The organism is Streptomyces sp. NPDC015032 (genome assembly GCF_043080425.1).
GTDB lineage: Bacteria > Actinomycetota > Actinomycetes > Streptomycetales > Streptomycetaceae > Streptomyces.
Window position 1 is genome coordinate 32,769 of the sequence record NZ_JBIBVN010000051.1, and the last position, 9,873, is coordinate 42,641.

Consider the following 9,873-nt stretch of genomic DNA (forward strand, 5'->3'; position numbering starts at 1 on the left):
TAGGATCAATTCGCCGGAGAAGTCTCAAGCGTGAGAACGAATGGGGCCGAAGATGTCTGCACGTCAGGCTCGGAGCGCACTGCTGCCTCCACCGTCAGCCGCCCACTCCGGACCGGTGCTGCAGGTCCTGGGGCCTATGTCGGCACAGTACGAAGGGCACGACATCCCGCTCGGCTCACCACGTCGCAGAGCACTGCTCGCCCTCCTGCTGATCAGGCTGGGCCGGGTCGTCCCCACCACCGTGCTCGTCGATGAGCTGTGGCGGGAAGACCAGCCTCGGCGGGCTGTCGCCACCCTGCAGAGCCATATCTCCCATCTGCGCCGGGCACTGGCCCCCGTGGCCGGCCCCGACTGGTCGGCGATCCTCCGCTACCGGGCCCCCGGATACGTCCTTGAGCTGCCTGCGGAGCAGGTGGACGTCCACCGGTTCGAGCAACTCTTCTCCACAGGGCGCCGCTTCCTCGCCCGCCAGGACCCCGAGGCCGCCCGCGACCGGCTCACCCGGGCACTCGCGCTGTGGCGCGGCTCCCCGTACGCGGAGTTTGTCACCCACCAGCCGCTCGCCGACGAGAGCACCCGGCTGGAGCAGGTCCGGCTCACCGCCCTGGAGGCCTCCGCAGAGGCCGGTCTCGTCCTGGGCAGGACCGCGGAGGTGGTCACGGAACTGGAACGCGAGGTGCGTCAGCACCCCACCCGGGAGCGCCTGGTAGGTCATCTGATGACCGCGCTGTTCCGGTCGGGCCGACAGGCGGAGGCGCTGGAGGTGTACGAATGGACCCGCAGCTATCTGGTCGAGGAGTACGGCGTGGACACGACGGCCGAACTCCAGCAGCTGCACACCGCTCTGCTCCGGCAGGAACTCGGTGGGCAGCGGGCACACACTGTGCTGAGTGACGAGTTGCCGTCCAGGGCCACCGAATTCCCCCGGCCCGTCCGGACCGTGTTGTCCGGCGGGGCGGAGCGGGTGCCGGAGGTTTCTCCCGCGACCGGGAAGACAGCCATGCGCAGCATGGGGAAGCCCAAGGAACCGGACCGTACGGCACCGGCCACGTCCATGGCCCCCGGGCTCACCCTCTTTGAACCCGTGCCGCCCCCGCCGTTGATAGGCCGGGAACGGGAGTTGCGGCGTTTGGTCGCCGCAACGGCCGGTGCGGCGACGGGCCGTGGACATCTTGCCTGTGTGTTCGGCTCGTCCGGGCTGGGCAAATCCCACCTCATGGTGGAGCTCGTCCAGCGCCTCCAGAGCATGGACGAGGACATGGAGACGATCCGGAGCAGCTGCTTCTCCGGTGAGGGAGTCCCGCGGTACTGGCTGTGGACCCAGGTGCTGCGCCGACTGTCGGCGGCGCGCCCCGACGCCTTCGAGGCAGCTGCCGCGCCGTTCGGCTCGCTGCTCGCCTCTCTGCTGCCCGGACCGCAGGCCGGAACCGGCGCTGGGAACAGTTGCGACTCCGACAGCTCACAGAGCCCGTTCCGCATTCACGACGCGCTCTGCGAAGTCCTGTTCTCGCTGGCCGCGCAGAGACCCCTGGTGCTGCTGCTGGAGGACGTGCACTGGGCGGATGCCGTCTCTCTGGACTTGCTCCGGCTGCTGACCACCCGCCGCCAGGGGCATCCCCTCAGTATCGTACTGACCGGCTGGGACCTGGAGGCCTGGCCCGATGCCTCGCGGTTCCGGGTGATGAATGAAGTACTGAAGGGTCCGGACGCGGAGATCCTGCGGCTCGCCGGCCTGGCCCGCCCGGACGTCGCCAAGCTGGTCGACGCGCACGCGGGACCGGGCGTCAACGAGCGGATCATCGACGCGCTGCACCACCAGAGCACGGGCAGTCCGTACTTCGTCCTTCAGATGCTCTCTCTTCTCTGCGACGTCAGGGACCTGCACGAGCCAGGCGCCACGGACGAAATCCTCGGCCTGATCGTGACCTGCGCGCGCAAGGTACTGCGTCAGGAGTTCGCCATGCTGCCGGAACCGGTCCTGCGGCTTCTCCGGCTGTGCGCGGTCATCGCACCCGATATCGACGTGGACACGGTCTGCCGTGCCGTCGGCAGCAATTCGGCCATCGCCATCGTGGAATCGGCCATCCGGTACGGCCTGCTCGCTCCTGACCGGCAGCGCACCGGACGGCTCCGCCTCGCCCCTCCCCAGGCTCAGGAGGTGCTCGTCGGCGAGCTGACGGACGAGGAGTGCCAACGGCTGCATGCCCGGTACGCCGACGCACTGTCCTCGCACGTCCAGGCCGGCGGCGATCCGGAGGAGACCGATCGCGTCGCTCGCCACGCCTGGCTCGCCAAGGACGTCATGCCCGCGGACCGGGTCCTGCCCTGGCTGCTGCGCGCGGCGGAGAACGCGGAACTGCGCCTGGCCTCCGAGGAACGCGAGATGTGGCTGCGCCGTGCGGTCGCCATGGCCGGCTCACTGCCCGACGGCACGACCGCTCGCGACCTGAAGCAGCGGCTTCACCTGGAGCTGGGCCATGTGCTGGGCCAGGTACGCGGATTCGGTGACGCGGAGGCGGAGGCGGAGATCACCCGGGGACACACCCCGCATAAGACACCCCATGCACCGGACGACCCGGCGGCCGTGTCGTTGCTGGCCATGTCGCTTCTCGTCCGCGGCTGCTACGACGAGTCACGGCAGTTGTCCGTGCTGCTGAGGAACATCGCGGAGCGCACCGACGGTCCGACGGCCCGGCTCGGCGCGGCGTACGGCGAGGGTATCGCGCTGTTCGTCCGCGGGAACCTGCCCGATGCGCTCAAAGAGTTGGAGCAGGGCGCGGAACTGGCGGAGCGCCTCGCCCGTGAGGGCCGATTACCGGGCGGAATGTACCGGTCCGATCCACGCGTCTCCTTCCGCTGCTACTGCGTCCTCGCCCGCTGGCTGCTGAACGACCGCGCGGCGGCCACGGAACAGCGCCGGCGCCTGCTGCGGCTGACGCAGTACGAGAGCAGGCCGTGGGACCGGATCCAAGCCCTCTACGTCAACGCGATCGTGGCCACCTGGGAGGGCGACGTGGAGACAGCGCGAGCCTCCGGCGCCGAGGGCGTCGGGCTGGCTGGCGAGCACGGACTGTACTACTGGAAGGCGATGCTCCATCTGCCCCTGGGCTGGGCCCTCGCGTACACCGGCCGCCGCGAGGGGATCTCGGACATGAAGAACTCGCTGGCCGAACTGCGACAGTCCAGAACGAACATACGTCTCCCGCTCCACCTGGGGCTGCTGGCCCAGGCCCAGCACCACGCCGGACAGCGGGAGGACGCCGTGGACACCCTGCGCACCATGGTCGCGGTGGTCGAGCACCGGCGCGAGTACGTGTACCTCGACTCCGCTCTGCCTGCAACGCACCTGCTGCACGAGCTTCTGGGCCCGGAATCAGCAGAAACGGTACTGCCGGAGTGAGTGGTGGTTGCGCAGTACTTGCGCCGGGCGGCCGGTGAACACCCGGGTCCCATACCCCTCGCCGGCCGGGTGCCGTACTGTCCGTCCGAGGAGGGCGCCGGTCGCGATGGCCAGGTCGGCTGCGCCGGGGTACTCGCGCTCGATCTGCTCGCCGGGTTCCCGGTCCGCGGCAAAGTTGTCCTTGTCGCCCAGCAGGCAGTCTCAGAATCTTGCGGAGTGTGGTGTCTCGGGCTGGAGGTCCGGGGGCCCTGCCCGCCACACCCTTGCCCTCGACGCGGCACAACGCGTCCAACGCAGGCTGACGGCCGAGATCTGCCCGACCGCCGCCCCGCTGACGCGCGGCCCCGACCACTCCGACCGCACCATCTGCGACGTCGAGCACCGGCAGGAGTTGCCCGGCAGACGCATATGCGGAGAGGGCGAGGCCGGCGTTACGGACGCCTCGGTCAATCACGCCTACGACGGCCTTGGAGCCACCTTCGACTTCTCTCTGCAGACCCTGTCCCGCTCCTCCATCGACGGGGCCGGCCTCCCGTTGGACGCCAGCGTTCACTACCGCCAGGACTACGACAATGCCTTCTGGGACGGCGAGCAGATGGTCTTCGGCGACGGGGACGATCGCGCCGGCCGTATCTGGTACGACGTGCTCACCAGTGGCACGCTCGCCAGCAACGCCGACTTCACGTCCTTCGCACGCCTGACGGCAGACGCCACCGATGCCTACGGGCCATAGGAACATGACGCGGTACTCCAGGCGTTGGATGCGGTCGGCGTACCCACGTCCTGAGTCGGCCGGTGCCCCAGTAGATTTGAGCGCCTTCGTGATCGGCACGAAGGGCTTCTTCAGCTACGGCTGGGCACTCATCCCCGCCGACGAGGACCAGCACGAGTTCCTCGTTCGCTGCAGCACCGGCGACAGCGAACCCCCTGTCCGGTGATCGAAGGGGACTCATTCGTGTAGGCCGTCCGGCGGCATCCGGATGGTGATCCGAATGATCACCACGGACGATGGTGCCTGAGCCCCGGCGCAGCACCAGGTCTCCTGATCCGCTGCGGGGATCGGACGCTCCGCGACGCCACCGCGAGGTACGTACCGCAGGAGGCCCGGCAGGGGCTCACCAGACGGCGCTTCACCCATGCAGTGCCGCAGTGACGGTCGAAGGAGAACCCCGTGGGTCCAGTTGGCGTGGGCCGGTGCCTACCGGCGAGACTCTTCGCGGTCGGCTTGAGTGTGTGTTCCGGTCTCGGTCACCGTCAGCGCCTGGTGGACGGCCTGCGGCGTCAGGAGATGATCCTGTGAAGACTCCCCCCGGGGCCGGCGTCGGCTCACACCTGCGGGCGCTACTGATCACGACGAGCACCGGGCGGTCACCGGCTGCCATGGCATTGATCCTGCTGGTCCTCCTCCCGACGGCGCTGTTGCTGGGTTGGTGGGGCATCGAAGACCTCGGCCAGGCCCTGACCTATTCGGGGCGCATCACCGGTGCCATCCTCATTCTGGTCTCGGCCCTCTCGTTGTTGGGCGCTGCCGCGGTCGTGGACCACTGGTGCCGGAGCAGCTTCCCCTATTCCGGGATGGTCGCGCTGATCGGTACGGTCGCGGCATTGTTGGCCAACGCCATGCTCCTGCTCGAGGCATTCAGGGTCGGCGATTCCACGCTTTACCGGGTGCTGTGCAGCCTGCTCACGGCGGGTTCCGCATGGGCTGTCTTCACGGTGTGGCGGACATCGGTCGTGATCCCTGCTCCGAAGCGGGTGGCCGCGGCACTGGCCGTCTCCTCGGGTCTCGCAATGGCCAATTTCGGCTACCAGCACCTCTACCAGCCGTCCCAGCAGGGTGCCAGGCCCCTCGTCAATATCGCCGTGGGAAAGCCTGTGCTGAGTAAGGACCGTAAGAAATTCGCCCTACCGGTCGACATCAGGATCGAAAACCACAGCGATATGGGCTTTTTTGTGCTCGGCACCGAATTCCACACCATGGGCGAACGGGTGTCGCTCAGCCAGAAGGACCGGCTCCGCAAGCAGTGGCGTGCAGATGCCCAGACGTTCCGTGACTTCGAGATACAACACCCGCTCTCCCGGAAGGAGATCTACCAGCCCGGCCAGTTGGTGCTGGCGCAGCCATGGGTGCCTGCCGGAAACTGGATCGAGGAAAACGACGTGTTCGTCACCCAAAAAGTTGTACAACTGCCCATCGACACACCGTATGACCAGTTGGCGTTCTACGCCTCCGCGCACTTGGCACGCAAGGACCGGCTCGGTCTGGAGAAGCTCCAGGTGAACGGGTATTCCTGGGATGGCAGCAAGGTGCCCCAGTGGGTCAAAATGGATAAGAGCCTCGACACCGTCGTCTCCCGCGGCCGGGTGTACGAAAACAATGCCATTGACCAGCATACGATGGCCCCCCGCTACGTCACTGTTTATTGGCAGTTCGGCACGCATGGCGCAGGCCTGACGGAATCCATCATGCGAAACGGTGAGGAAAACCGCATCCTATCCGAAGCGGCAAGTCGCGAGATGCGGATCCGGTACGGCTTGGTCATCGCCGAAACGGGTCCAATCGAAATGACGCTCTGGGGCATCAAGAACCAGCGATGACCGGCATGGCCGCGCGGCGCACGCGGGAGCGCTGGTCCAATCGCTCCAGCCACACCACGAGGGCGAGAGAACTGTTCACACGGTCCCAGGAATAGGAGTCCCCTATGCCGAACTGCGCCTCCCTCACTGCCCGGCACAGCGTCTCGACGTCGAACATCTCCGCGATCAGCGGATGCCTCGCGGAGCGGCAGAGGTCGATGAGTTCGTCGCCGTGTGTCCGCAGGCCGCGGGCGTAGAGCTGATTGAAGGGGACCTTGACGACCCGGCCGCCGATCCGGGGTGGAAGCAGGTCCGCCATCGCCTCGCGCAGTACCGCCTTGGGACGGCCCGGATGGAACGTGGTCTCGGCGGGGAGGCAGCGCATCGTGGCGATGACCTCCGGGTCGAGGAAGGGGTGCGAGAGGAAGAACCCGTCCTGCCGTGCGCGGCGCCAGGACAGCGGGTCGGGAGCGGTGAGGTAATTGGCGGCCTCGTAGAGGGACTGTTCCGGCCTGCGTCCGAACACGAAGCGGCTCTCCGCGATGCTGGACTCACGGTAGCCGTGAGCCCGCGCGAATCCGGAGCGCAGCCATCGGGGGCGGGCGAAGTTGCCGAGGCCACCGAGCACCGTTCCGTGGCGGCGGAGGAGCGCTGTGCCCCGTTCGGCGGCCAGCGGAAGAGCCGGCTGCAGCACGTAGGCGAAGACGATGTCCCACAAGCCCCGCTCGCTGCCCGCGGCCCAGTCACGTGCCTGCCTCGTCATCAGCCGGAGCTGTCCCGTGCGGGCCAGCCTGTGCAGGTGAAGCGGGTTGGCGTCCGCAATCGGATCGGCCCCGCAGCCGGTCAGGAGGGTATCGCAGCCCAGATCCGCCGCAGTGGCATGGAGCCTGCTCCAGAACGGGGCGCGGAAGGCGTGCGCATGAGGCTCGTCCGGGTCTCCCGCGTGGTGCTGGAAGTCGTCGAAGTCGGCCACGTCGTCGACATCGACGATCACCGGGCGGGCTGCGGGCGCATGCCGGCGGATCTCCGCCATCGCCTCGTCTATATAAGGCTGTTCGGCAGCGAGTTCTCCCCTTGCGAAGCGCCCGGCGAGCAGGACAAGGTCCCCGGGGTGGCCCTGTCCCGCGGCCAGCAGACGTGCCGCCAGCAGCGCGACGCTGGTGGAGTCGGTGCCACCGGATACATGGCATGCCGTCATCCTGCCCATACGGCGCCTGACAGCGTGCTCCAATGCGAGGCGCAGGTCCTTCGCGGCCCCGCCGAGGCCGGGTTCGTCCGCTGCCCGTACCAACGGATCGTGGGCCCGAGGGACGTGTTGCAGCACCCGACCGCGCAGCTGCCCCGTGATCGAAAGTTCCACCACCTCGCCACCGAGTATGCGGTGTACCCCGGCGAAGGGGGTGAGTTCCGAGTGGGGTTGCGCCATGTTCCCGGTCAGGTATCGGCAGAAGTAGCGCCGTTCCAGCTCTGCTCCGCCGCCCAGCTGGCGCGCCGAGGTACTCGCCGCGCTGACACGGCCACCGGACTCCCTGAAGTACAAGGGGATGCGTGCATGCTCGTCCCGCATCAGCAGGATGCGGTCGCGGCACACCAGGACGGCCGCATAGTCGCCGGTCGGCAGACGCGGTGACGCTTGCGGCCGGCCCCAGTCGTCGAGGAGGCCTCGCGCTCCCGCCACGCGCTCACGGACGGAGCCGACCCAGCCGGCGACCACCGCGGTCCCGGCCCGTGAGGAAACCGTCGTCACGAGCCCCTGCCGCGCCATGGCCCCGGCTGCCCAGAGCTTCGGGACGCCCCCTTCCCACTCGAGGCGGAGTGCTTCCACGTCACTGCCCTCCGCCGCCGACCGAGAGAACGGGCGCGAACGCGTGCCCGCGCGGATCGGCGTCAGGGATGCACAGGCCAGCCGAAGACGTCCAGGCGTGCAGGGCGAACGGGTGCTCGCGTACACCGACGTGAAGTACGGCCTTCAAGCCGCGCCGCCGCAGCAGGACGAAAGCCGTCACAGCCTCGGCCTTGCAGTCGTCGTTGACGAACCAGCTTCTGCGACCGTGTGATTGCACTGCCCGTTTCAGCCGTTCGACGTCCTCCGTGGCGGCGGGGTCCGCACGGGCGTATTCCGGGGCTGCCAAGGACAGGAGCCGAAGAGCGCGCCCGAATCCCATGGTCCGGATCAGCAGGTACACACCGCGCAGCCAGAGCCCGATCGCGATGTCCGACTGCTGCCTCCGGCGGGCCGTCGCACACCCGGCGCGGATGAGACCGGCAACGATTTCGGCGCGTTCCTCAGAGATTCCATCAGCGAACTTCCGAATGTCCGCCGTCGCCACTCCCAGAAAGCGCGTACGCCGCCAGTCCGCGATCAGCGCACCGTCGGACATCCTGGTGACACGGCAATGCGGTGACAGGATCCTCGTCATGGCCACCAGCGCATCGATATCCTCTGCCACCGCACATCCTCCAAGGTCGGCCTGACGCCGTCCCCGCAGCGGACTCGGTCCGACGTGGGGACGGTGTCAGGAGTGGTACCCGTGACCGTCGTAGAAGCCGCCGCTGAAGCCCCGGATCAGACGGCCGTTACCGAGAAGGACGAGCCCATACGGCATACGATGGCGCAGCAGTCGGAGAAACATCGCCTACCTCCAGAATCAGGCAGTATCGATCAACTTCAGGCTACTCTGCCCTGGTTACCCCGCAACCGGACAAGGCATCCGCGCCGCGAAGCACGGGGGATTCGCGGCGCGGACGCCTTCTCCGACGTCTCGACTGCGCGGTCGAGCAGCGAGCCGGCGAACCCGACCACCAGATAGCCCTCACCCTCGATATCTGCGGCGGACTCCTTGGGCAGCACGGTCAGGCTGCCGGACCGGCTGACCTCGATGCGCTGCACGGCCCCGTAGGGCTGCCCGGGACAGACAACTTCCAGCAGTGGCCGCTGTGGCGGCCGCTCGTAGTCGAGACCGCCCGCCGTGTACTCGACTACACCGGCGGCACTCTGCCGATGCCCATGACTGTCCTGGTCGAGCAGTACTGGCGCAAGATCAGCGGGGGCCTCGCCCAACATGCCATTCCGGTACGGCACCTCGACCTCCACGCTGACCAGGACACACTCCGCGGGCGCATCGAGGGGGACACGCTTATGGGCCCCTCCCCCATTCCGTCTCCAATACCTTGAGCCCTACGCCGAGGCCGCCCGCACCTGGCTGCACGGCGAGGCCGAGGTCGTCGACACCACGCACCTCACACCCGACCAGGCCGCCCTGCAGATCGCAGGGGCCGTTCAAGAGTTGAGGTCCACCTGCCACGCGCGGCCCTCACCCACGAAGGCCCCTGCGACCGCGAGGCGCGCGGCACCCTGATCTACCAGGTCCGCCAGGCCGAGGCCCACCTCGCCCTCGGCGACATCGACGCCGCTCTCGGCCTGGGCAACCAGGCCATCGACACGATCGGCGGTGTCGGCTCCGTCCGCAATCCAGCGCACTCGAAGAACTTCGGTGCGGGCCCGGCACCCCAGCCGACCGTCCACCGCACGAAAACCGATGGGAAGGCAACCAAGATCCGGACCACCCCCGGACCAACGGAACTGCAACTACCACCGCTTATGCCATCTATGCAGGTCAGATGCATCCGAGCCCTGTACCACCAGCAGACGAAGAATCTGCTGGTGTCGTACTCGCCGAAGAAGCTGGGCTTCTTCTAGTGCTCTGACCACGTAGGTTCGCCGGGTTGGGTGTCCGAGCGGTTGGATGAGCGGTGACGTCCAATCTGACCGCTGGGGGTGTGGTGGCTGAGCCTGTCCGTGTGCGCAGGTTGACTGACCAGGAGGGGCAGAAGCTGCAGCAGATCGTGCGCCGGGGCAGCACCAGTTCGGTGCGTTACCGGCGCGCGATGATGTT

General features: G+C 67.9%; 8 protein-coding genes and 2 pseudogenes. 6 read left to right on the forward strand and 4 right to left on the reverse strand.

Annotated elements, in window-relative coordinates; all coding sequences use genetic code 11:
• Window positions 1-136 precede the first annotated feature (136 nt).
• Window positions 137-3,400 (forward strand): BTAD domain-containing putative transcriptional regulator, encoded by a 3,264-nt coding sequence (locus ACF08M_RS37345; RefSeq protein ID WP_392189754.1) that lies wholly within the window; start codon window positions 137-139, stop codon window positions 3,398-3,400.
• Here ACF08M_RS37345 and ACF08M_RS37350 read toward each other — a convergent pair.
• The gene (locus ACF08M_RS37350; RefSeq protein WP_392189761.1) at window positions 3,374-3,595 is read right to left on the reverse strand and encodes an SAM-dependent methyltransferase; all 222 of its coding nucleotides are present in this window, start codon (window positions 3,593-3,595) and stop codon (window positions 3,374-3,376) included. The two genes, ACF08M_RS37345 and ACF08M_RS37350, sit on opposite strands and share 27 nt — an antisense overlap.
• Between ACF08M_RS37350 and ACF08M_RS37355 the strand changes: the two genes are divergently transcribed.
• From ACF08M_RS37355 to ACF08M_RS37365, 3 genes are all read left to right on the forward strand, one after another.
• Window positions 3,582-4,133: a hypothetical protein gene (locus tag ACF08M_RS37355; RefSeq protein ID WP_392189755.1), complete on the forward strand. Its 552-nt coding sequence runs from the start codon at window positions 3,582-3,584 to the stop codon at window positions 4,131-4,133. The two genes, ACF08M_RS37350 and ACF08M_RS37355, sit on opposite strands and share 14 nt — an antisense overlap.
• A 76-nt stretch (window positions 4,134-4,209) precedes the next feature.
• Window positions 4,210-4,338 carry a hypothetical protein gene (locus ACF08M_RS37360; RefSeq protein ID WP_392189756.1) on the forward strand — a complete coding sequence of 43 codons (129 nt, stop codon included), beginning with the start codon at window positions 4,210-4,212 and terminating at the stop codon, window positions 4,336-4,338.
• A gap of 358 nt (window positions 4,339-4,696) precedes the next feature.
• On the forward strand, window positions 4,697-5,998 hold the full coding sequence (locus ACF08M_RS37365) for a hypothetical protein (RefSeq protein WP_392189757.1): 1,302 nt from the start codon (window positions 4,697-4,699) through the stop codon (window positions 5,996-5,998).
• On the opposite strand, the gene ACF08M_RS37370 is transcribed toward ACF08M_RS37365, so the two are convergent.
• Together ACF08M_RS37370 and ACF08M_RS37375 are read right to left on the reverse strand one after the other, a co-directional pair.
• Window positions 5,982-7,802: an asparagine synthase-related protein gene (locus ACF08M_RS37370; RefSeq protein WP_392189758.1), complete on the reverse strand. Its 1,821-nt coding sequence runs from the start codon at window positions 7,800-7,802 to the stop codon at window positions 5,982-5,984. The two genes, ACF08M_RS37365 and ACF08M_RS37370, sit on opposite strands and share 17 nt — an antisense overlap.
• A gap of 1 nt (window position 7,803) precedes the next feature.
• The gene (locus tag ACF08M_RS37375) at window positions 7,804-8,427 is read right to left on the reverse strand and encodes a lasso peptide biosynthesis B2 protein (RefSeq protein ID WP_392189759.1); all 624 of its coding nucleotides are present in this window, start codon (window positions 8,425-8,427) and stop codon (window positions 7,804-7,806) included.
• Window positions 8,428-8,861: 434 nt separating this feature from the next.
• Between ACF08M_RS37375 and ACF08M_RS37380 the strand changes: the two are divergent.
• Window positions 8,862-9,336: pseudogene (locus ACF08M_RS37380) on the forward strand (ATP-binding protein).
• Here the strand turns inward: ACF08M_RS37380 and ACF08M_RS37385 are convergent.
• Entirely contained in the window at window positions 9,258-9,458 is a 201-nt protein-coding gene (locus ACF08M_RS37385; protein ID WP_392189760.1) for a hypothetical protein, read from the reverse strand. The pseudogene ACF08M_RS37380 and the gene ACF08M_RS37385 sit on opposite strands and share 79 nt — an antisense overlap.
• Before the next feature lie 302 nt (window positions 9,459-9,760).
• Between ACF08M_RS37385 and ACF08M_RS37390 the strand changes: the two are divergent.
• Window positions 9,761-9,873: pseudogene (locus ACF08M_RS37390) on the forward strand (IS630 family transposase); the annotation flags it as partial.